The following is a 21,697-nucleotide window of genomic DNA, read 5'->3' on the forward strand; positions in this document are numbered from 1 at the left end:
GTCGGCAGACGCGTTAGAGCGTTTCGGATATATCCGGAAACGCTCCACGAAAGAAAATTAGAGTATTTTCAAAATGCTCTAATGAACGCTGAAACGCACCGGCGCCGACAGGCTGATCCTGCCGCCGCCAATTTCATCGGGCGGCGGCGGCAAGGGGCTCGCATTATGGACCATCTGGATCGCTGCATTGTCGAGCGCCGATGAGCCGGAACTGCGCGTGACACGGGCCGCAAGAACATGCCCACCGCGATCGATGGTGAAAGAGATGCCGACAGTCCCCTGCACACCCGCCATCCGTTCACCATCAGGATAATGTTTGTTGCGGGCAAGCTGCGCGAAGACACGGCTCTTCCAATCGTTGGAAGCAGCACCACCGCCACCACCACCGCCGCCATGACCACCGCCATAGCCCGTGCCCGCCCCGTTTCCGGAGCCGATGCCGCCGCCCTGGCCACCGCCTGAGCCGCCGGCATCCTTCGCCTTCACCTTGGTAGGCGTCCGCGTCGTGGATTGCAGCACTTTCTCTTTTTTGACGATCTTCTTCTTTGGCGGTGGCTTGACGATTTTCTTGACCGGCATCACCACATCCGCCTTCGGAACCGGAGGCGTCTCCGGCATCGGCACGACATCCGGCGGCGGCGGTTCCTGAACGTCCGGCGTCACATCCGGTTCGGGTGCGTCATGGGTTACCTGCGGCGCCGATTCCGTCTGCTCCTGCGGCGCGACATGTTCGGCATTGTTCTCGATACCTCCGCCTTCCCCGCCCTCGCCGCCGTCACCACCTGCCGTCCCGGCGCCGAGATCGATCATGATGGCGGGCTCTGCCGCATTGAACGCCATCTGCTCGGGAGGCTGACGGATCAGCCAATAGAGAGCCGCAGCATGAACCAGGAGGACCAGCGCGGCGGCCGATCCCCATTTGCCGAGATCCGGTCTCTCGTCATTGGACCCCAGAAAGGAGCGGTCGGAGACGAAACTCATTGCATCATCCTGTTCATGCCACCAAGCAAACCAAAGCCGAAGACACCCAATCACAGGCCAAGGTGTGAGAAATCCCAACGCTCTGTCCGAAATGGGCGAGAGAGGAGGGGTGAGCCGATCGCCAAAGCGGCGGCTTCTCCCAAGGCCCCGGTTCCACTCCCTACTGGGCAGCGGCGGGTGGCACCGAGCCGGAAGCGGGAGCGCTCGCCGCAGGTGCATTGGCGGGAGCATTGGGCGTTGCCGCGGCACCAGGAACCTGTTCGAGACCAACGAGCGCAACCTTCAGATAGCCCGCAGCCCGCAATTTGTTCATCATGTCCATGAGATCGCCATAGGGAACTGTCTTGTCCGCGCGGACAAAAATACGCTGATCACGATCCGAATGGGTCTTCGCATCCAGAGCGGAGGCAAGCCCGCCCGGCGGCACGACAATTTCGCCGATATACATGGAATGATCGGGCTTCAATGTCAGAAACAGCGGCTTGTCCGGCCGTGGCGCCTGCTGCGCCGTCGAGGCCGGCAGGTCAACCTTGACATCGACTGTCGAGAGCGGCGCCGCCACCATGAAGATGATGAGCAGCACCAGAATGACATCAATGAACGGGGTGACATTGATATCGTGATTTTCCGGCAGGTCGTCGTCATTACCGGTCGAGAGTTTGGCGCCCATCTTATTCAGCCACCTGCCGCATTTGCGGAACGTGCCATTCCTTGTCACCACTTTCCGCGCGGTCGAGATCGCGCGAGAGATGCCGCAGCACCTCGGTCGAGGCATCACCGAGAATACCCTTGTAGCCGGCGATGGAGCGCGAGAAGACATTATAGATGACGACAGCCGGAATAGCCGCGACGAGGCCGATCGCCGTCGCCTGCAAGGCCTCGGCAATACCCGGCGCCACCACGGCGAGATTGGTCGTGTTCGCTTTGGAAATGCCGATGAAGCTGTTCATGATGCCCCAGACGGTGCCGAACAATCCGACGAAAGGACTCGTCGCGCCGATGGTGCCAAGGATGACGATGCCTCGCGTCATCGTCCTCGTCGCACGCACCTCGATGCGGCTGAGGAGAGCGGTTGCGCGTTCCTTCACGCCTTCGGCGGGCAGTCCGCGCGACCTTTCGGCCTCGGAAATGGCACCACTCACGAGTTTTGCGACCACACCCTTGTTCAAACCGGGTGTATTCGCCAGATGCGCCTCCGCCTGACGCAAATTCTGCGCACCTGCGAGAATATCGATTCCGCGGCCGAGATTACGCCCAGCTGCGGCGATTTCCAGCCATTTGGCGATGCCGATCGTCCAAGTCACGAGCGAGGCAAAAGCCAAACTGGACATGACCGCTTTCACGATCAGATCGGCATTGAGGAACATGCCCCAGGGCGACAGATCATGCGGCAAGGTCGAGGGATCGACGGGCTCGATGATTTCTTCGATCACCCGTGTCTTCGGCTCTTCGGCACCAGGCGGGGCCGTATCGACAGAATTTGGCGCCAACAGGTTCTGGGTGGGCGCATTCGGCGTTTCCGGGGAAGGAACGGCAGCGGGGGCAGAAGCAGCGGATGAGGCCGCCTCCGACTGGGCAAGGGACTCAAAGGAAGTCAAAGCGACGGCAGCCGGCAGGAGACACACCAAAACCGCCAGCAACCAGCCGGTCTGGCGCGGAATTCTCGGAAAGCGCCTATTGCGGCTCTGGCAGGCGCCTATTCGGTCATTCATCGCAATTCCTTCCAATTCAATAATTCCGTGCTCGAATGCACCATCGCCCGCTTTACGCAAAGGCACATCTGACCCGCACCACCGTAGATCCAAATTCCTCACGCGTCCCAAAGGACGAATTCCCACAAAAACCAGCAACATCCGTCCGCGATCAGCCCGTGATCGGCACAAGCCGATCAAATTGGCGTGACACGCCTCCCAGAGGGAGCGGACGCCGGGCATCGCTTCCCAGACGGGACTTGCAAGCGAGGTTACCCCGATTCCTCTCCCGATTCCTGGCCGATTTCCTGATAACGCCGCGGCCCGGCAAAGAGTTTACGCGCCTCACACCTCTGCCCATTGCCGCAGGAGGTTATGGTAGGCGCTTTGCAGAGAAACCAGGGCTGGATGGTTTTTCGCCACTCCGGTCAGGCTGATAATTGCTGTATCCATATTGAATAGCAAGCTCCGCCTTGCCGTCTCCCGAATGAGGCTTTGAATCCAGAAGAACGACGCAATGCGCGAGCCGCGCGTGACGGGGCTCACATAATGGAGACTGTCCGCCGGATAGACGATGAGATCGCCGGCCGGCAGCTTCACGGCATGACTGCCGTATGTGTCCTCAACCGTCAGTTCCCCGCCATCATAATCTTCCGGACCCGTCAAGAAAAGCGTAGCTGAGACATCCGTGCGGATGCGCAATCCGCCTTCGGCTGTCAGCCGCACCGCGCTGTCCACATGCGTCCCAAAACCCATGCCTTCATCGTAACGATTGAACAAAGGCGGAAAAATCGTGTGCGGCAGCACTGCCGAAACGAAAAGCGGATTGCGCAGCAAAGCCTGCACGATCAATTTTCCAAGTTCACGATGTTCCGCGCTGCCTTCGGGAAGCTGCAGATTGTTCTTGACTTTTTGCGATTGATGGCCAGCCGTGACGCGTCCGTCGATCCAGGAGCCCTCCCGCATGACGGCAAGACACCGCGTCACCTCCTCCTCATCAAGAACATGGGGGATGTGAACCATCATGTGTCCCATCTCCCACCAAACGATGGCGCACCAGGCACCAGCACCTCAAGCGTGACGCGCAGGCTCCCGCCGCTGACCCCGTTGCGTGGCCCGCGTGCCCTCTCATCCATGGCGTTTTTAAAGCCCCACGGATTTCCAGATGCTCGATCATGTGGAACAGACAAGGACAACAAAGATAAACCCATAAGACGATCTTACGTGAAAGGCGCTTTTTTGAACCGGATACAAAAGCTTTATGAACGCACACCAGACATATTGCAAGTAAAGATTAGTTTTTAATTATTCTAATGTAAGTCTAGCAATAGACTATATGCAATTGTTCTTCGATTATTTCTGTGTTACAAAGTTTTACATCCAATATTATTTTGGAACAATTCCAAGACATTCATATATATGAGAATTCACTGGTTTTCGTTTGCCTTCGCGACTGGTCGATCAAGCCAGGCGAGAGATGGCGATTCTTTGCCCAGTGAAGGAGCAAGTGCAGGAGTTTGGTGCTATGAAACCGGAAGAGATTGAGACGGCGGAAGATAAAGCCCTGCTTGCTCCGGCGGCTCATCCTTATATTAAGGCCAAGGCCCGTCCGCCGTTGAGGAATACTGTGGTTGGCGTCGCATCCGTCATGCTCGGCGGAGCCAATGCACAGGCGCAGGAAAGCACCAACAACCTTTCCCTCGAAGAGATCGAAGTGGCCGCCGGGCAAAATGCCGGCAGCAGCTATAATCCTCGTTCGACCGGCACCGACCGTCTGCCGGAAACGATCCTCAATACGGCACAAAGCATCAATGTCGTCCCGCAGCAATTGATGCGCGACCAACAGACGACGACATTGGTCGAAGCCTTACGCAATGTCCCCGGCATTACGATGAACAGCGCCGAAGGCGGTACGCAGGGTGACAATATCAATATTCGCGGCTTTTCGGCCCGTAACGATATCTATCGCGACGGCATGCGCGAGCCCGCCTGGTACACGCGCGACGCTTTCAGCATTGAAACCGTCAACGTCTACAAGGGTCCCTCTTCCTTCATCTTTGGACGCGGTTCGACCGGCGGCGTCGTCAATATGGTGAGCAAACTACCGCTCTTCACCAATTTCACTGAGATAAACATTGCCGGCAATACTGCCCCCGGTGTGCGCGGGACGATCGACGTCAACCGGGCCTATGGCGACATTGCCGCGCGCATCGTGATTCTCGGTACCGATTGGGACACGGCAGGACGCAATTTCGTCGGAACGAAACGTGTCGGCGCCATGCCTTCGATCAAGTTCCGTTTCACCGAACAGACCAATCTCACGCTTTCCTATCTCTATCAGCGCGACGACAATATACCCGATTACGGCATACCGATCATTCCCGGCTCCTATTTCGGGACGTCCTATGGTCAGCCCGCCCCGGTGCCCCGGAGCACTTATTATGGTCAACAGACCTCCGGCTTCGCCGATACCGAAAAAGTCAACGCCCATGTTATTACGGCGAAGCTGGAACATGAATTCAACAAGGATTGGTATCTCACCAATACGACGCGTTTCTCGCTCGTCGATCGTTTCCTGCGCGCCCGGGCGCCACAGTGGAACAGTTCAGGCGCCAATTACAGCTGTTCGGTAGGTGCATGCTCGCTTAGCTCTCTCGCCGGCCAGCCGCTTTATGGGCTCTGGAATAGCGACAACAATCATTTCCAGAATCGTACGATCAACAGCATGGTCGGCAATCTGACCAATGTCATCGGTCATGTCGAAACTCTGGGTTTGCAGCATACACTTCAGGCCGGCCTCGATCTCAGCAAGGAAAGCCGTTACAACAAGCGCGAGGCCACGAACAACACATCAGCGGCAACCACTAACGACCGCATCAATCTGCTCTATCCGGACGCCTTCCCCACCGATAATGTCTTTGGTCCGAATTCGACTTATACAAGAACCGACGCCCGCGACATCGGTATCTATGTTTCCGACCAAATACGCTTCAATGAATATTTCGAAATGAAAGGCGGATTCCGTTATGATTTCTACAAGGCATGGCAGAACACCTATGCCATCAACAACAGCACCGGCGGCCTCGGCCAGAACGGAACGACGCCCTATAATCTTTCGTCGACGACCAATTTCTCGAGCTGGAACGGTTCCGTCCTGTTTCATCCGTCACAAACGTCGACTCTCTATTTCCAATATGGCACTTCGGCCAATCCGCTCGCCGAATATACGACGATCACCAACGGCCAACAGAACATCTCTTCGCCCACGGAGAACGAGACTTATGAAGTCGGCGGCAAGATCGATCTTCTCGACAGCAAGCTGAGCCTGACCGCCGCCGCCTTTACGATCACCCAAAAGAATGCGGTCGAAACCATCGATGCGAATACGAGCCCAGCGACGGTCGCGCTCGTCGGCACGACGCGGGTCAAGGGCTTCGAACTCGGTGCCACGGGTGAAGTCCTGCCGGGCTGGATGGTCTATACCGGCTATACGTTCCTCGATGGCCGCTTGCTCAACAGCGTGGCAAACCCGCAATATGTCGGGCATACGATTCAGAACCTTCCCCGCAATCAGGTGACCTTCTCGACCACTTATGCGATAACACCTCAATGGCGGGTTGGCACGAGTGTCTATTTTGTGGATGCCCGTTGGAACAATGTCGCCAATACGCAGCGCGTCCCCGGCTATTATCGCTGGGATCTGATGACCGCCTATCAGGTCACCGAGAATTTCTCGCTGCAGGCCAATATTTTCAACGTCCTCGATACAACGAATTATGAATCGATCGCCGGCGCGGGTTTCGCCGTTCCCGGTATCGGACGCTCCGCCATGCTGACGGCCCGGCTGCGCTGGTAAGCCAGATCGTCAGCCGTCCGTTCCGGTGCGATCTTCACGCCGCGCAGGGACCGGACGGCCGGCGAGCGCATGGTCTTCCGGGCCGATTTGACGCCGGAAGGTCTTTCGGCTCCATCAAGCTGATAAGTTTGCTGGAGCCATTCGATCATGGATCTCGCCGCGCGCAACGCCTTGTTATCAACGCGCGGCCTGACTGCAGCCAGCGTCCAATTGGCTTCCAATTCTTCTTCCGCCTCATCGAGAGGCGCTTCCCCGGATTGCCCCGGCGTCCCGCTCCGGTGCAGATCGCGTCTCTGTATATCGCGATATTGCACGAGAATTTCGGTGACGTGCTCGAAACCTTCAATCCGTTTGAGATTGTGCAGACAAATGAGCTGCAAGTCCGCGTGCGAGCATCTATCTCGCGGCATGACCGTCCCTTCCCATCATAAGAGCAATTATTACCCGCCGAGAATCGTCAAACATCGCACCGCCAAACATCGCCGAGCGATTCGGAATCATCGAGCATGCTCTGATTATTGAGAGTCCGTTCGGAGGGTTCCGAACGGCTCCAGAAGGCGGAAATCGCTGCCTCAATTTTTTGAGGCTGGAGCGTTTCCAATAGATCAGGAATCGCGCTCCTGCAAAGTTCAGAGCATTTTCAAGGGAATGAAATCGCAAAGCGATTCACCGGGATCGGAAAATGCTCTTACTACCGCCTATCGGTGATGGCGGTGCAGCGCCCAACCAAGCAGATAACCAAGGGCACCGGCGAGGAACAATGTTTCGAGCGGCTGCCGACCAGCGCGTTTGCCAATCGTATCCACACCCTGCCGGCAGAGTTCCTGACCGCGTTCCACCGTATCAGACACGGCCTCCGGCACATGCGCCGTCGCGTCCTGTACTGTTTCCTTCACGCGGCCATAGAGTTCTTGAACCTTGCCGGCAGCCTGATCGATCACGCCCTGTGCCTGCATGTCGCGGTCACCAGTGATTTCACCGAACTTGCTTTCGGCCTTGCCCGCAACACCGCGCGCCGCGCCTTCGATCTCATGAACATTCATGATCTGCTCCTTCCGTCATCGAGCGTTGTCACTTGGGTCCACGACCATTTGCAACGCTGTCACCCGTTATGCAGGGAACGCAGGACGATCAGATCCGTTCCCGTCGCCCTGTTTCCATCGGCTCGGTCACGATCACGGTGCGCGCTTCAGAAGGGTATGGCGGGCTCTTCATCCGGAACATTAGCCTCGAGCTCCGCCAGCCAGAGACCCGGCCGAGCATCGGAAGGCGCGCGCCAGTCGCCGCGCGGGGAAAGCGAGCCGCCGGATGAGATCTTGGGCCCGTTCGGCATAGCCGTGCGCTTGAATTGACTGGTAAAGAACCGGCTGAGAAACACCCGCAGCCAATGTTTGATCTCCTTGAGATCATAAGCCGAATAGGCCGAGAGCGGAATATTCTGCGGCCAATTGCCAGCCTTAGCGTCACGCCAGGCGTGCCACGACAGATAGGCGATTTTGGAGGGACGGAACCCGTATCGCGTCAGGTAATAGAGATTGAAATCCTGCAGCGCGTAGGGACCGATGATCGCCTGCGTCGATTGTATCTGTCCGGATGCATCCTGCGGTATGAGTTCCGGGGAGATTTCAGTCGCCAGAATGGCATGGAGAATCCCGGCTGTCGCAGGATCGACCTCACCGGATGCGGCGACGAAACGGATCAGATGCTGGATCAAGGTCTTCGAGACCGAGGCATTGATATTGTAATGCGACATCTGATCGCCGACACCATAGGTACACCAGCCAAGTCCCAGTTCAGAAAGATCGCCTGTGCCAGCGACAATGGCATGATGGTAATTGGCGAGCCGGAACAGATAATCCGTCCGCAATCCAGCCTGAACATTCTCGAAGGTGACATCGTAGACACCTTCACCTTCTGAGAAGGGGTGGCCGAGATCGGCGAGCATCTGCCGCGCTGCCGGGCGGATGTCGATTTCGGCGGCACTTACGCCCACTGCATGCATGAGCGCGAAGGCATTTTTCTTCGTCTCGTCGCTGGTTGCGAAACCGGGGAGCGTATAGGCGAGGATATTGGTGCGTGGCAAGCCAAGCCTGTCCATGGCGCGGCAGCACACGAGAAGCGCCTGCGTGGAATCAAGGCCACCCGAGACGCCGATGACGACGTTCTTTGTGCCCGTGGCGCTCAGGCGCTTCGCCAGCCCCTGAACCTGGATATTATAGGCTTCGTAGCAATTTTCAGCGAGTTTTGCCGGATCGGACGGCACATAGGGAAAACGCTCGATGCTGCGGCGTAACGGTAGCGATTCCTCGGGAGCGCGGAGCGAAAGCGGAACAATCCGGAAATTTTGCGGGGCGGTGCCCAGAGCCCTTCCGCAATCGCCGAATGTCACCTGCCGCATACGTTCCTGACGCAAGCGGCCGACATCGACATCGGCGACCGCCCAGGTCGAGCCTGCCGGAAAGCGCTCGGTTTCGGCCAGAAGCTGACCGTTCTCGAAAACACCACCCTGACCATCCCAGGCAAGGTCCGTCGTCGATTCACCGGGACCTGCCGCGGAATAGGCATAGGCCGCGATGCAGCGCATGGATTGCGAGCCGCACAGCAGGCGCCGATCCTCGGCCTTGCCGATCGTAATGTTGCTAGCCGACAGATTGAGGAGAATTTCAGCACCCGCCAGTGCGGCAAGCGTGCTCGGCGGCTGCGGCACCCAGAGATCCTCGCAGATCTCCACATGGAAGGAAAAACCGCAATCATTTTGTGAATGCGCCAGTGCCTGAAACAGAAGATCGGTGCCGAAGGGCACACGAAAACCGGCAAGGGAGATGTCCCGGTCACGGATTCCGACACCCGAGGCAAAATGCCGGCGCTCATAGAATTCCCGGTAATTGGGAAGATAGGTTTTCGGTACGACGCCAAGCAGACGCCCGCCATGAATAACCACGGCGCAATTGTAGAGGCTGCCGTCAATGCGCAAGGGCGCACCGACGGTGAAGACAGGGAACAGCGCCGTGCTCTCGGCGATCAGCCGCGCTATCGCCCGTTCGACGGCTTCGAGCAGGGCATCCTGCTGCAGAAGATCATCGATCGCATAGGCCGAAAGCCCGAGTTCCGGAAACACCATGAGGGCGACGCGTTCTGAATGGCCCTGCTGCAGCAGGGTGAGCGTATGCGCGACATTGCCATCCGGATTGGCGACATCGCCTTGCGGCACGCAGGCCGCGACACGGACGAAATCGTGATGATAAGGCGAAAAGAAAGAGGTCATTCCATATCCGTGCGCCTGCCGCAGCAATGATCGTCAGGCGTTTTGATATTCCGCCCGGGTGTAATCGGCCGTCACCGGCTCCGGCAGGTTATAATTGGAATTCTTCCGGTGGATGAGATAGCAGCCGGCGATGATTTCGCCGGCGATGGCCACACCGACCAGCCAAACGAGATGCGGATCCTGCCGCACCAGGGTCTCGGCGCCAATCAAAATCAGAATATGGGCGATCGGAATGACGATGAAGGCGGTTATCCCCGCCTTGGTACTGCGCCCGGTGGCATTGGCAAGCGTGAGCACCAGCGCCATGGCGAGCAGAGCATGGCTGAGGGAAAGCAGCGGGATCGCCACCCGTTTCGTCCCCTCACTCATCCATTCGGAGAAACGGCGTGGATCATCGGCCCGGTGCGGCCTCTCGCGGAAGAATTCAAGCCCGGGAATTTCGAAAACGCCGCGCCAGTTGCGTTTCGGCATGCCACCATTGCCCTGCATGTCGATCGGAATGACATATTCATCGAAATTGGCGCTGTGCATGCCGTTATCGCCCTCGGCCCGCGTCTCGATCGAGCCATTGCTCAGAACCAGCATGACGCCGGTATCGGAGCGCCTGAATTCCGCGACGGCCGCAGTGATGATCTGTTCTTCCTTCTTTTCGTCGGCGATCTGATGAATGAAAATGCCGTCAACGACATCGGGTGTCCGCCAGCGTTGGAAATAAAGCGTCTTCGACCCATTGTCGAAAGTGTAGAAATGCGCCGGATCAAGCATGCGATGATTGAGCGAATTGCGGATGACGTGGATCACGTCATGCATCTCGCCGACATAATTGGGAGAGACCACCGAAGAAAGGAAATAGCCAATGCCGACGCAGACAATGGCGATGGAAATGCCCGGCAGGCAGATCGACCAGACCGACATGCGCAGAGAATAGAGGACGGCGATCATGCCTTCCGAGGCCATCCGGTAGAATTCAAGCGCCATTGCGATACCGACCGCCATGGGCAGGGCGATGTAGAGAATGGTCGGCATGATGCCAAGAAGCGCGGGCCAGACCAGGCCGCCGCGCACCGCCGCCGGCGGCAGAAAGCTGAACAGCGAGGTCATTACCAGAGGCAGGCAAAGGCTCGCCTCGATCATCAGGACCGAGAGCGCGATGCGCTTCGTCAGATAAAGCGTGAGCAGGCGTGGCATGGGTCCTCGATGATCGGAATGATGCAGACGGAAATCGGCGGAGCGCGAAGCGTCATTCCGCCTCTACTCCCCTGAAAACAATTGCCTTTTCAATGCTTTCATATCGCGTGGCATGGCCACTCGAAGCAAAAAGGTGTCAGTTTTACAAACCACTCGCGCATCAGGCGTCAGCGCCGGATGCTTCTCACCATGAAATCGGCGGCCTTCCTCTGCAAAAAATGGAACAGGCCGCTGCGTCGCCAGCGGAGAGTCCGTTGCATCGCAGGCGGAACAACTCCCAGCACTCTCCTACAAGCGGGTAAGGCATCGAACCCAAACATGGCTACTTTCAGGTTCAGCGCCACGGAATGCACCAATTTTTGCTGGTCTCGCGGCATACCGCCCACGCCGGCCGATCTCTGCAAATAATTCATTTCGCTCCAGACCGAAGCGACAGAGCTTGGCGGAAATCCGACATCCATTCCACCGACAAGCCCAGGCGCTGCCCCCTCATGTATGAGACGCGGCACGTTTTGTCATCAGGCAGTTCCGATCCGCAGCACGCCCCCCCGGCTGGTCGATAGTCTCCAAGCCTTTTGCCGGAAGGCCTCCCACAGGAACCGAGAGCCCTTCTAATATTTTCCCGGAACGCCCGTCATTTCAATGAAAAGAGAGGACAAACGGCGCGGGAATTGCTTCCGATTTTCCATCCACCATCACACGCGGGCATGACGCACCGGGGGGATCGAGAGCCTCCTGCTCCTCCTTCCCCGGGCAGCGACGCAGGTTCGTCGCTGCCCCTGCAAGCCGGACGCAAACCTGACGGCCGACCAGACGGCAGGCCGGACGATTAAAGGACCCCGAACCGTATGAAGACTTTCCTCGATTGGTCGGCCTACGACACTTACGGCATCGGCGACGCTTATTCGGGGATTCCCGCTACCGGCGGCAATTATGCCAAGGCGGTCGCCGTCTGCATGCATAGCCGCGACTGCCAGAACACCGGCAAGGGCGTCATGTGCCCAAGCTATCGGATCACCGGTGATCGGGCTCATTCGACGGAGGCGCGGGTCGCCGCCTTCAAGGCCGCCCTCAACGGGGACTATGGGGACAAGTCCTTCGATGATCCCCGTCTAGCCGCGTCGATGGATCTCTGCGTCTCCTGCAAGGCCTGCAAGAAGGAATGTCCGAGTTCCGTCGACATGACCCTCATCAAGACGGAATATCTGGCCCAGCGCCATGCCATTCTCGGCGTACCCAAGCGCGCGCTCCTGTTTGGCGCCATTCCTCGCTGGGCGTCAAAATACCGCACCCTGTTGCGCATCGGCACGCAGCTGCGCAACCGCTCCAAATTCCTCGCCCGGCTCGGTGAACGCTGGCTCGGCATAGCGGCAGACCGCAGCCTGCCGGTTTTGGCGGCAAAACCCTTCTCCGGCGTCACGACAACCAAGGAGAATGCAGGCGAGCGCGGCGAAGTCATTCTTTTCGTCGATACTTTCTGCCACCATTTCGATCCCGAAATCGCCGAAGCCGCCGCCGCCGTGCTTACCCATGCCGGCTATAAGGTCAGGGCCGCCAAGCCCGCCGCCACAGATGCCGAACCCGAACGGCCGCTCTGCTGCGGGCGCACTTATCTCACCACCGGCCTCGTCGAGGAAGCCCGTGCCGAAGGCAAGCGCGTGCTCGAAGCCTTCCGGCCGGAAATCGCCAAGGGCACGCCGATCATCGGTCTCGAACCCTCCTGCCTGCTTTCCCTGCGCGATGAACTCTATTCGCTGGGCCTCGGCGCGGAAGTCGGCGACCTCGGCAAGCAGCTCTATCTCTTCGAGGAATTCCTGGTGCGTGAGCACCAGCGCGGATTGAAACTCGATCTCAAGCCGCTCGACCTGCCCAAGGCGCTGGTCCATGGCCATTGCCATCAGAAGGCGTTTGGCGTGATGAAAGCCACCCGCAAGGCACTGAGCTTCATTCCAGGCTTCAAATTCGACATCATCGAATCAAGCTGCTGCGGCATGGCCGGCAGCTTCGGTCTCGAGGCGGAACATTTCAAAGCCTCGCTCGATATGGCCGAGATCAGCCTCCTGCCAGCGGTGCGTGATGCGGGGAACGAGACGCCAATCATCGCCAATGGCTTTTCCTGCCGCCACCAGATCGAACACGGAAGCGGCCGCAAATCCATCCATATCGCCGTCCTGCTGCGCGCCGCGCTCGCCTGACGCGTCTTACCGTATCCAGGCGGGTAACAACGCTACCCGCAGGTGCGCCTCCCCCCATGACCAGTCAGGCCCCTATACCGAACTCCCTCTTCAGAAAGGGATTGGATAGCTTGTGCTGACCCTCTCCTCCGGGCTAAAAATCCGGAATGACGATTCAGCCCCCTACTGACCATTTTCTCGCCCATCCTTCCGCCAATATGGCGGATGCCCTGCGCGTGCCGCTCGTCAGCGTCATCATCGTCAATTATAATTATGGCCGTTATCTCCGCCAGGCGGTCGCCTCGGTGCTCGGCCAGACCTATAAACGGGTCGAATGCATCGTCGTCGACAATGCCTCCACCGACGAAAGCAGCGAGGTGCTGGCGGAATTCGAGGCGAGCAACCTGCCGGTGAAGATCATCCGGCGCGCCGCAAATGACGGGCAGACGCCCGCATGCCTCGACGGTTTCACCGCCTCGAACGGCGCTTATGTGATCTTCGTCGATGCCGACGACATGCTGCTGCCGCGCTCGATCGAGATCCATATCGCGGTTCATCTGTCGATGCGGATCCATGTCGGCTTCACCTCCGGCGACATGTTGCAGGTCATGGGCGATCAGGTCGTCGTCGCGAGCGGCAGCGAATTCAACGCCTATATCCGCAGCGGCAAGGGCCTGAAGCGGGATATTGCCCGCCCTTATCATCACGCTCTGGAGCCGAGCTGGCCGCCCGCAGGCGTGACGGAGGATCTCGTCAGCAAAATCCATTTCGTACCGCCGTTGGCGGTGAATTGGGTCTGGGCGCCAACCTCCGGCAATTGCTACCGCCGCGACGCCCTGATGCTGTTTGCCGATAATCCCGCCCTCGCCAAATTGCGCACCGGGACGGATATGTATTTCGGGCTCGGCATCAGCGCCCATAGCGGCAGCGTCCTCATCGACGAACCCGTCTTCGCCTATCGCATCCATGGCGGCAATATCTTCACCCGTCATGCGCAATTGAACCGGACATTGTGTTACCAGCCGGGCGGTTCGGGCGACAGCAATGATCAGGCGCGCCGGGTTCTCGTCGATCATCTGGTCGCCAATGCCAAGCGCTTCGTCCCCAACACCTGGCTCCTCCTGCATTTCATCGCGCTGCTGACACGGCTCGATTATGGCGACCCCAACCCCGCCCTGCCGCGCTGGGCCCAGCGGTCTCGGCTCGCCCAGCAGCTCGTTGCCCAATATGCCACCATCGCGCCGGTCCTCGGCGCGAAAAAGGTGAAGATGATGCTGCTGCGGCTCGGTGTGCCCTGGCGGATTATTCTGGGCCTGCCGAAAGGGCAGCACTAACCACCAAGCAACAATATAAAGATTTGCTTATATGTTTATTGCCACTGCCCTGGCCTGCTGCTATAGACGGCAGCCAAGGCAGGGCAGAGCGCGCCATGCGGAGCTTCGCGACTGCTCTCGAGCATCGCTCACGCCTTTGGTCCCTCAGGCCTTTGGTCCATGAGCGATACCTAAAACGACCACGCATCATCGGATGATGCTTGCCCGGAGCGCCACCAGCCCATGACCCAATCCTCAACGCCCGATTATGTGATCGCCAATATCGACCTCGCCGACTGGGGCCGCAAGGAACTGGCCATCGCCGAAACGGAAATGCCGGGCCTGATGGCGACCCGGGCCGAATATGGCCCGAGCCAGCCGCTGAAAGGCGCGCGCATCGCCGGTTCGCTGCATATGACGATCCAGACGGCCGTGCTGATCGAGACCCTCAAGGCGCTGGGCGCCGACATCCGTTGGGCCTCGTGCAACATCTATTCGACGCAGGATCATGCGGCCGCCGCCATTGCCGCGGCCGGCATTCCCGTCTTCGCCGTCAAGGGCGAGAGCCTGACTGATTATTGGGAATATACCCACCGCATCTTCGAATGGGGTGACGGCGGCACGCCCAATCTCATTCTCGACGACGGCGGCGACGCTACCCTCCTCATTCACCTCGGTATGCGGGCGGAAAAAGGCGATACAGCTTTTCTCGATAAAGCCACCAATGAGGAAGAAGAAGTTCTCTTCGCCTCGATCAAGAAACGCCTAAAGGAAAAGCCCGGCTTCTACACGAAATGCGGCGAAGCCATTCAGGGTGTCAGCGAGGAAACCACGACGGGCGTGCATCGCCTCTATATTATGGAGAAGGAAGGCAAGCTTCTCTGGCCGGCAATCAACGTCAATGATTCCGTGACCAAGTCGAAATTCGACAATCTCTATGGCTGCCGGGAATCGCTCGTCGACGGCATCCGCCGCGGCACCGATGTGATGATGTCCGGCAAGGTCGCTATGGTCGCCGGCTTCGGCGATGTCGGCAAGGGTTCCGCCGCCTCGCTGCGCAATGCCGGTTGCCGCGTGCTGGTCTCCGAGGTCGATCCGATCTGCGCCCTTCAGGCCGCCATGGAAGGCTATGAAGTCACGACCATGGAAGATGCGGCGCCGCGCGCCGATCTTTTCGTCACCTGCACCGGCAATGTCGATGTCATCACCGTCGATCATATGCGCGCCATGAAGGACCGTGCGATCGTCTGCAACATCGGTCACTTCGATTCCGAGATCCAGGTTGCCGGCCTGCGCAATTTCAAATGGGAAAACATCAAGCCGCAGGTCGATGAAATCGTCTTCCCCGACGACAAGCGCATCATCCTTCTGTCGGAAGGCCGGTTGGTCAATCTCGGTAATGCGACCGGTCACCCCTCTTTCGTGATGTCGGCCTCCTTCACCAACCAGACCTTGGCGCAGATCGAACTCTGGACCAAGAAGGGCCGTTATGCGCGCAAGGTGCATACGCTGCCCAAACATCTCGATGAAAAGGTGGCGGCGCTGCATCTCGACAAGATCGGAGTGAAACTAACCAAGCTCACGCCGACCCAGGCCAATTACCTTGGCCTGCCGGAGAACGGCCCGTTCAAGCCGGATCATTACCGCTATTGAGAGAAGCCGCCCCATTTCCGGGGCGGACTTCCGGGATACCGGGCGGCGCGCTGCACCATCCAGTGTGCGCTTGGAAATAATGTCCTTTTGCTTTCAATCAGCGCGTCCTGCATCCACCGGTGCGGGGCGCGTTTTCACGAATAAAACGCGATGAGAGCGCGCAGCCGTCTGCACAAAGCGCACATCAGTCTAATCTTGTCATTTTTCTGTGATTTCCATCAAGCAAACCGGAACCCATAGCTTCGCCATAATTCACTGGCGCGGGCCTTTCCGGGAATTTTTTTCATGCCTTTCGAAACGACGACCCTGCGCACGACATTGCGCACCCTTTCCCTTACCCTGCTTACCTGTGTTGCTCTTGCGCCTTTAGCGTTGTCGGAGGCGCATGCCGAGGAACGCTTTGGTTTTCCGTTCCTTGAAGAATTGAAGGACCTCGATATCGGCGACAATCCCGTCGATCCCGTCGTTTTGTCCTTCTCGACCGTCGGTGACTCGCGCCAGGATCCCACGAATCCGGATCCGACGACGGTTCCCGTCTCCGGCCAGGATCAGCATTGGCTGCAGAACACCAAGGCATGGTCGCGTATCATCCGCACCATTGAATTGCAGCATCCGCAATTCCTGTTCTTCAACGGCGACATGATCATGGGCTACGGAAAAGCCTCCGTGCCGAGCGATACGTCGACCGTGTCGGCGGTGGTCAAGTCCGATCTCGTCAAGTTCTATACACAATATGCCTTCTGGCGCGGCATGGTCGCCGATTTGATGGAGACCGGCACTTACGTCGTTCCCGTTCCCGGCAATCATGAAGTGCAGTCCAAGGCTGCCGGCAAGAAAGCCCAACCAGAAAACGAAGATGCCTGGCGCGCCAATATGGGCGACCTCATCCTCGACACCAACCGGTTTCAAAACCTCTTCAGTGAAACGCCATCCAACATCAATGTCGCAAACAATGGATCGCTCGACGGTCTGACAACTGATCAAAGCCAGCTTTCCTACAGCTTCGATTTCCGCGGTTCGCATTTCGTCGTCATCAACACCGATCCCGTCGGCAATGACGCCCATGCGCCAACACGCTGGCTGTCCGATGATTTCGCGAAGGCCCAGTTCCGTGGCATGAAACATTTCTTCGTATTCGGCCACAAGCCGGCATATACATATTATTATGGCGCAAACAGCGCCTCACCGCTGCCAGCGAGCCCTGCCGGCCTCGACAATGATACCACGGCGCGTGATGCCTTCTGGCAGGTCATCGAACGCTATGGCGCGACCTATTTCTGTGGCCATGAACATATTTTCCACATAAGCCGTCCGAATGCAGCCAAGGGCGGTTCCGCAGTGCAGGTGTTGGTCGGTTCCGGTGGCTCTCCCTTCGAAGCTTCACCGACCGATGCAACCGTCTCGAAAACCGACCGCATGTATGCCTGGGCGACTGTCAAGGTGCATCGCAGCGGTCAGGTGCAGATCTCGGCCTATGGTTTCAATGATCAATACGGCGCCACCAAGAGACTGCAAACCCTCGTCGTACAGCACTAAAAGAAACACGAGAACGCCAGAGATTTTCACGGCGTGATTGCATTTACACTGCGATCACGCTTTGAACCCTGCCATGCATAGAAAATAGAAACCCGAAAGTCAGCCTAAGCTGTTCGGAAACATCCGTCCAGCTCAGGACTGCCCGCACTCACCAGTTGCGGAACCTTTTGATCGTGCTTTGAGGCCGTTGTTATTGCGGCCTGTTTTGAGGATCTCCAGAGGGAGATCCCTTGGCATAGAGATCTGCTTCGGTGGCGATCAATATATCCGCCAACACCCAATAGGCCTTGCCCCAGGCATCGAGAATTTTCTCGTCCGCAGCATCTCCCAGAACATCCTTGATCGCGGCAAGAAGCGCTGTCGCCACAGCCGGATAATGTTCCGGCTTGATATGCGCCGCCACGTGGCTCTTGGCGATCCGTTCAATCGCAGGCGCGAGAGCATCGAGCCGATCGGCATTCTGCGCATAGGCGAGAATCGCGCCGGCGAGACGTTTCGGCTGTTCGCCGGATTGCTGCGCCGATGGATCGAACAGGGCCTTCATCTGCGGATCGACGAACAGCCGTTCATACATGCGCGTCGTGATGGCAAGGCCATGCTCCTGAAGAGCCGGAGCGGTGGATTTGAGAATGGCGATGGTCTCGGGTGTGAGGGCGTCGGACATGATTTCTCCGGTGAAACGGCGCGGGTGGAACGAAAAGTGACCTTACTATCTCGAAATCGTCAGAAGGATTGCAATCGGGTCAAATTGCCCCACCATGGTCTCGCCGCGAGCATTTCCGGCTGAATGAGATCCGGTGGGCAAGCCACCGTCCCCCTGTCGGAGCCAGCTCTCGATGGGCCGAAAGGCAACACAACCGCTGGACATTAAGAGGTGGTACAGGAACCCTGGCATAAAGATGCGGCAACGCCTCCGACCGCATCACAAGCCTCTTTGACTCGCCTCGATGGCGCTGAAAGTTTCAGGCAAGATCCGACGGCTAAACAATTTTGCAGAGGCCGAGGTTTCCATCGGGAACAATCGTCTCATCTTAGCCAAAAGGCGGGTGGTTTCCCCTTGAAGAGCCCGGATTGATCAAGGCGCGAGAAGATAGAATCCGTTCAAATATCGGCTTTATATCAAAAGGCGAAAAAACTGGCCCATCGCCTTTTGCCCCCGCGAATGCAAGGCGACGGCTTTCCACCGACATGCATTTTGGTATTAGGGCTTGTCGGCCTCATGGCCACCGAACCCGCCTAGGCAGCAGTCTGGTCGGGATAACAAGAGGATAGGAATCATTGATCAATGCCGATAGAGGGAGATGGTGAGAGCGCGCAATCGGTATGGCGGAATTCCCTTGCCATGCCGCGATAGCCGGTCTGAGCGCAAGCGTTCGGGATTCGCCCTGTCGACGACAATCATTTGTTTCTGAAAGGCCGAAACCATTTTTCCCGCAACCCCATTCCTCGCCCCGATGAAAGATTATGCTGGCCTTACTTGGCCTGCTCTCGCACTCAGCCTGTCACTCGCACTCGCGCTGATCGCCTTTCTTTCGAACCGGCTACGCGAACAGGCGCGGAAGCGGGAACAAGGTCTTCGTGAGAAAATCGACAGACTGCAAACCAGGCTCGATCAGGCGGAAACCTTCCTCGCGATTGACCCGCATGTGCTTGTAGCCTGGACCACACCGGACGAAAATCCCGAAATCATCGGTACGCCCTCCCCGCCGGTCGAGACTTCCGCTTCGTCCTGCGCGGCAGAGCAGTCGATTCTGAATTTCGCAGCCTGGTTACCCGCCGAAGACGCGCGAATGCTGGAGGCCCATGTCAGCCGTCTGCTCAATGAGGGAAAACGCTTTCATCTGTCCTTCCCGAGCCGCCACCGCTATTTCGATTTCGAAGGCGTTCCTGTCGGCATCCATGCAGTGATGCGGATCCGCGATGTGTCCGGCGTGAAGCTGGATTTCCTGCGGCTGCGCGATGAGCAAAACAGAATTCTCTCCAATTTCACAGCATTGCGCGGGCTACTCGACGCCATTCCACACCCTGCGTGGCAACGTGACAATGACGGCCACATCAGCTGGGTCAATCACGCCTATGCGCAAGCGATCGAGGCACGGGACCGGGCGGAGGCGGTCACCCGCGGCATTGAACTTTTGGACCGTCCCGCCCGTGATGCCTCGGAAGCTCTGAGAGCGGCCGGCCAAATCTGGAAAGCCCGATGCCCAGCCATCATGATGGGAGCGAGGCGCATGCTGGATGTCATCGAAATGCCTGTTGCGGCAGAGGAAGCCGCAAGCGCCAACCGGGGCCCGGACTCTACGGCCCATCCACAATCCGGCTGCAAGGCAGCGATTGCCATGGCAAGCGACGTATCGGAACTCGAAGCCATGCGCGCCGCCCATGCCCAACAGATCGAGGCCCATGCCCGAACGCTGGACCAGTTGACGACGGCCGTCGCGATTTTCGACCGGACCAAACGGCTCGTCTTCCACAATACCGCCTATCGCCAGCTTTGGGCGCTCGATCAGGCATGGCTCGATCAGGGGCCGAGCGATGGAGAAATTCTCGACCGTTTGCGCGCCGCGCGTCTCCTGCCGGAGCAGGCCGACTTCCGCAGTTGGAAGGAGGATCTGTTCACGGCCTATCAGGCGATCGAGATGCGTGAACAACTCTGGTATTTGCCGGATGGACGCACGTTGCGCAGCGTCATCACGCCCAATCCAGAGGGCGGCGTCACCTATCTTTTCGATGATACGACGGAGCGGTTCCACCTCGAATCCCGGTTCAATGCGGCGATCCGGGTTCAGAGTGAAACGCTGGACACCTTGCAGGAAGGCGTAGCGGTGTTCGGCAGCGACGGACGGCTAAAATTGTTCAACCCGGCTTTCGTGTCGCTCTGGCACCTCGACGCGGAAAGCCTCGGCGGCGAACCGCATATCGACAAAGTCGCATCCCTCTGTACGCCGTTCCAGGAGGATCCGGCCGCCTGGAGCAACCTGCGGACGATGGTCGCGAGCCTTCAGGAAGAACGGCTCGGCCTCGAAAACCGTCTGACCCGCCGGGACGGAACCGTGCTCGATTATGCCGCCGCTCCCCTGCCGGACGGGGCGACGCTCGTCACATTCATCGACGTGACCGCCAGCGTCAATATCGAGCGCGCTTTGACCGAGCGCAATCAGGCCCTGCTCGATGCAGAGAAATTGCGCAACGATTTCGTCCATCACGTCTCTTATGAATTGCGCTCGCCTTTGACCAATATCATTGGTTTCATCGAAATGCTGGCCGCCGGTGCTGTCGGGCCGCTGACGGAAAGACAGCATGAATACATCGGTTATGTCATGGCCTCCTCCTCAGCGCTCATGGCCATCATCAATGATATTCTCGATCTCGCTTCGATCGACGCCGACGCGATGGATTTGTCCCTGGAAAGTGTCGATATCACCGAAACCATGCAGGCAGCCTCGGAGGGTGTGCAGGACCGCCTTCGGGAATCGGCCCTCACACTGACGGTGACGGCGGAACCAGGGATCGGCTCATTTCAGGCGGACGGCAAACGCATCCGCCAGATTCTCTTCAATCTCCTGTCGAATGCGATTGGTTTTTCGGAACCTGGTCAGACGGTTACCCTTTCCGCCGCGCGCAGCAATGGACATGTCGTCTTCAAGGTGAAGGATCAGGGCTGCGGAATTCCGGACGATGTCGTCGAACATGTTTTCGACCGTTTCAAGACGCATACTGGCGGCTCGAACCATCGCGGCGTCGGTCTTGGCCTTTCGATCGTGCGTTCCTTCGTGGAATTGCACGGCGGTAAGGTCCTGGTCGAAACCGCTCCTGGCAAAGGCACCACCATGACCTGTATTTTTCCGGCCCACGATCGATCAGATGGCCGGCCGGATGACGGGACAGCGTCACAAGCCCTGCATGGGACCGGAGCCGGAAGCGCCGAGGAGGCAACGCGCCATTAGAGCGTTCCGGATATATCCAGAAACGCTCCCCTCAAAAAACGGGGCATTTTCGTTTCCGTTAGATTCACTTAGCGATGTAAAGGTATTGCAAAT

Annotated in this window: 16 protein-coding genes; 6 read left to right on the forward strand and 10 right to left on the reverse strand. The window is 58.2% G+C overall.

Annotated features, from left to right (window positions below; genetic code table 11):
- Nucleotides 1-78 precede the first annotated feature (78 nt).
- The 4 genes from DL88_RS20685 to DL88_RS13760 form a co-directional block, all read right to left on the reverse strand.
- Nucleotides 79-981 carry an energy transducer TonB family protein gene (locus tag DL88_RS20685; protein WP_034997087.1) on the reverse strand — a complete coding sequence of 301 codons (903 nt, stop codon included), beginning with the start codon at nucleotides 979-981 and terminating at the stop codon, nucleotides 79-81.
- A gap of 160 nt (nucleotides 982-1,141) precedes the next feature.
- Entirely contained in the window at nucleotides 1,142-1,651 is a 510-nt protein-coding gene (gene exbD, locus DL88_RS13750) for a TonB system transport protein ExbD (RefSeq protein ID WP_034997089.1), read from the reverse strand.
- 1 nt (nucleotide 1,652) lies between these two features.
- Nucleotides 1,653-2,693, reverse strand: coding sequence for a tonB-system energizer ExbB (gene exbB / locus DL88_RS13755; RefSeq protein WP_051955983.1), 1,041 nt, complete (start codon nucleotides 2,691-2,693; stop codon nucleotides 1,653-1,655).
- A 324-nt stretch (nucleotides 2,694-3,017) separates the two neighbouring features.
- Complete coding sequence (locus tag DL88_RS13760; protein ID WP_034997091.1) at nucleotides 3,018-3,698, reverse strand: Fe2+-dependent dioxygenase; 681 nt, start codon at nucleotides 3,696-3,698, stop codon at nucleotides 3,018-3,020.
- A 499-nt stretch (nucleotides 3,699-4,197) separates the two neighbouring features.
- Between DL88_RS13760 and DL88_RS13765 the strand changes: the two genes are divergently transcribed.
- Nucleotides 4,198-6,528 carry a TonB-dependent receptor gene (locus DL88_RS13765; RefSeq protein WP_034997094.1) on the forward strand — a complete coding sequence of 777 codons (2,331 nt, stop codon included), beginning with the start codon at nucleotides 4,198-4,200 and terminating at the stop codon, nucleotides 6,526-6,528.
- On the opposite strand, the gene DL88_RS13770 is transcribed toward DL88_RS13765, so the two are convergent.
- The 5 genes from DL88_RS13770 to DL88_RS13790 all read right to left on the reverse strand — a co-directional run bounded on the left by DL88_RS13770 (nucleotide 6,447) and on the right by DL88_RS13790 (nucleotide 11,394).
- Nucleotides 6,447-6,938 (reverse strand): hypothetical protein, encoded by a 492-nt coding sequence (locus tag DL88_RS13770; protein ID WP_156971108.1) that lies wholly within the window; start codon nucleotides 6,936-6,938, stop codon nucleotides 6,447-6,449. The two genes, DL88_RS13765 and DL88_RS13770, sit on opposite strands and share 82 nt — an antisense overlap.
- A gap of 288 nt (nucleotides 6,939-7,226) precedes the next feature.
- Nucleotides 7,227-7,571 carry a CsbD family protein gene (locus DL88_RS19495; protein WP_051955981.1) on the reverse strand — a complete coding sequence of 115 codons (345 nt, stop codon included), beginning with the start codon at nucleotides 7,569-7,571 and terminating at the stop codon, nucleotides 7,227-7,229.
- A gap of 146 nt (nucleotides 7,572-7,717) precedes the next feature.
- A complete protein-coding gene (locus tag DL88_RS13780) occupies nucleotides 7,718-9,793 on the reverse strand; it encodes an NAD(+) synthase (protein WP_034997099.1) in 2,076 nt (691 codons plus the stop codon).
- Nucleotides 9,794-9,826: 33 nt separating this feature from the next.
- Nucleotides 9,827-10,981: an LptF/LptG family permease gene (locus DL88_RS13785; protein ID WP_034997101.1), complete on the reverse strand. Its 1,155-nt coding sequence runs from the start codon at nucleotides 10,979-10,981 to the stop codon at nucleotides 9,827-9,829.
- Between the two features lie 167 nt (nucleotides 10,982-11,148).
- On the reverse strand, nucleotides 11,149-11,394 hold the full coding sequence (locus tag DL88_RS13790; RefSeq protein WP_156971109.1) for a hypothetical protein: 246 nt from the start codon (nucleotides 11,392-11,394) through the stop codon (nucleotides 11,149-11,151).
- A gap of 435 nt (nucleotides 11,395-11,829) precedes the next feature.
- On the opposite strand from DL88_RS13790, the gene DL88_RS13795 reads away from it, so the two are divergent.
- From DL88_RS13795 to DL88_RS13810, 4 genes are all read left to right on the forward strand, one after another.
- Complete coding sequence (locus DL88_RS13795; protein ID WP_034997107.1) at nucleotides 11,830-13,176, forward strand: (Fe-S)-binding protein; 1,347 nt, start codon at nucleotides 11,830-11,832, stop codon at nucleotides 13,174-13,176.
- Between the two features lie 146 nt (nucleotides 13,177-13,322).
- A complete protein-coding gene (locus tag DL88_RS13800) occupies nucleotides 13,323-14,489 on the forward strand; it encodes a glycosyltransferase family 2 protein (protein WP_034997109.1) in 1,167 nt (388 codons plus the stop codon).
- A 222-nt stretch (nucleotides 14,490-14,711) separates the two neighbouring features.
- Nucleotides 14,712-16,121 carry an adenosylhomocysteinase gene (gene ahcY, locus DL88_RS13805; protein ID WP_034997111.1) on the forward strand — a complete coding sequence of 470 codons (1,410 nt, stop codon included), beginning with the start codon at nucleotides 14,712-14,714 and terminating at the stop codon, nucleotides 16,119-16,121.
- 285 nt (nucleotides 16,122-16,406) lie between these two features.
- Nucleotides 16,407-17,657 carry a metallophosphoesterase family protein gene (locus tag DL88_RS13810; RefSeq protein WP_034997113.1) on the forward strand — a complete coding sequence of 417 codons (1,251 nt, stop codon included), beginning with the start codon at nucleotides 16,407-16,409 and terminating at the stop codon, nucleotides 17,655-17,657.
- A gap of 190 nt (nucleotides 17,658-17,847) precedes the next feature.
- Here DL88_RS13810 and DL88_RS13815 read toward each other — a convergent pair whose 3' ends face one another.
- On the reverse strand, nucleotides 17,848-18,321 hold the full coding sequence (locus DL88_RS13815) for a globin domain-containing protein (protein WP_034997115.1): 474 nt from the start codon (nucleotides 18,319-18,321) through the stop codon (nucleotides 17,848-17,850).
- 790 nt (nucleotides 18,322-19,111) lie between these two features.
- On the opposite strand from DL88_RS13815, the gene DL88_RS13820 reads away from it, so the two are divergent.
- Nucleotides 19,112-21,604, forward strand: a complete 2,493-nt coding sequence (locus DL88_RS13820) for a PAS domain-containing sensor histidine kinase (protein ID WP_084705191.1) — start codon at nucleotides 19,112-19,114, stop codon at nucleotides 21,602-21,604.
- The last annotated feature ends 93 nt before the right edge of the window (nucleotides 21,605-21,697 follow it).

It is taken from the genome of Beijerinckia mobilis, assembly GCF_000745425.1.
In the GTDB taxonomy this organism is placed as follows: Bacteria; Pseudomonadota; Alphaproteobacteria; order Rhizobiales; family Beijerinckiaceae; genus Beijerinckia; species Beijerinckia mobilis.

Bases quoted from the DNA above. Each gene is read 5' to 3' on its own strand.
- DL88_RS20685 (WP_034997087.1), bottom strand. From the start codon at position 981: ATGAGTTTCGTCTCCGACCGCTCCTTTCTGGGGTCCAATGACGAGAGA.
- exbD (WP_034997089.1), bottom strand. From the start codon at position 1,651: ATGGGCGCCAAACTCTCGACCGGTAATGACGACGACCTGCCGGAAAAT.
- exbB (WP_051955983.1), bottom strand. From the start codon at position 2,693: ATGAATGACCGAATAGGCGCCTGCCAGAGCCGCAATAGGCGCTTTCCG.
- DL88_RS13760 (WP_034997091.1), bottom strand. From the start codon at position 3,698: ATGATGGTTCACATCCCCCATGTTCTTGATGAGGAGGAGGTGACGCGG.
- DL88_RS13765 (WP_034997094.1), top strand. From the start codon at position 4,198: ATGAAACCGGAAGAGATTGAGACGGCGGAAGATAAAGCCCTGCTTGCT.
- DL88_RS13770 (WP_156971108.1), bottom strand. From the start codon at position 6,938: ATGCCGCGAGATAGATGCTCGCACGCGGACTTGCAGCTCATTTGTCTG.
- DL88_RS19495 (WP_051955981.1), bottom strand. From the start codon at position 7,571: ATGAATGTTCATGAGATCGAAGGCGCGGCGCGCGGTGTTGCGGGCAAG.
- DL88_RS13780 (WP_034997099.1), bottom strand. From the start codon at position 9,793: ATGACCTCTTTCTTTTCGCCTTATCATCACGATTTCGTCCGTGTCGCG.
- DL88_RS13785 (WP_034997101.1), bottom strand. From the start codon at position 10,981: ATGCCACGCCTGCTCACGCTTTATCTGACGAAGCGCATCGCGCTCTCG.
- DL88_RS13790 (WP_156971109.1), bottom strand. From the start codon at position 11,394: ATGAATTATTTGCAGAGATCGGCCGGCGTGGGCGGTATGCCGCGAGAC.
- DL88_RS13795 (WP_034997107.1), top strand. From the start codon at position 11,830: ATGAAGACTTTCCTCGATTGGTCGGCCTACGACACTTACGGCATCGGC.
- DL88_RS13800 (WP_034997109.1), top strand. From the start codon at position 13,323: ATGACGATTCAGCCCCCTACTGACCATTTTCTCGCCCATCCTTCCGCC.
- ahcY (WP_034997111.1), top strand. From the start codon at position 14,712: ATGACCCAATCCTCAACGCCCGATTATGTGATCGCCAATATCGACCTC.
- DL88_RS13810 (WP_034997113.1), top strand. From the start codon at position 16,407: ATGCCTTTCGAAACGACGACCCTGCGCACGACATTGCGCACCCTTTCC.
- DL88_RS13815 (WP_034997115.1), bottom strand. From the start codon at position 18,321: ATGTCCGACGCCCTCACACCCGAGACCATCGCCATTCTCAAATCCACC.
- DL88_RS13820 (WP_084705191.1), top strand. From the start codon at position 19,112: ATGAAAGATTATGCTGGCCTTACTTGGCCTGCTCTCGCACTCAGCCTG.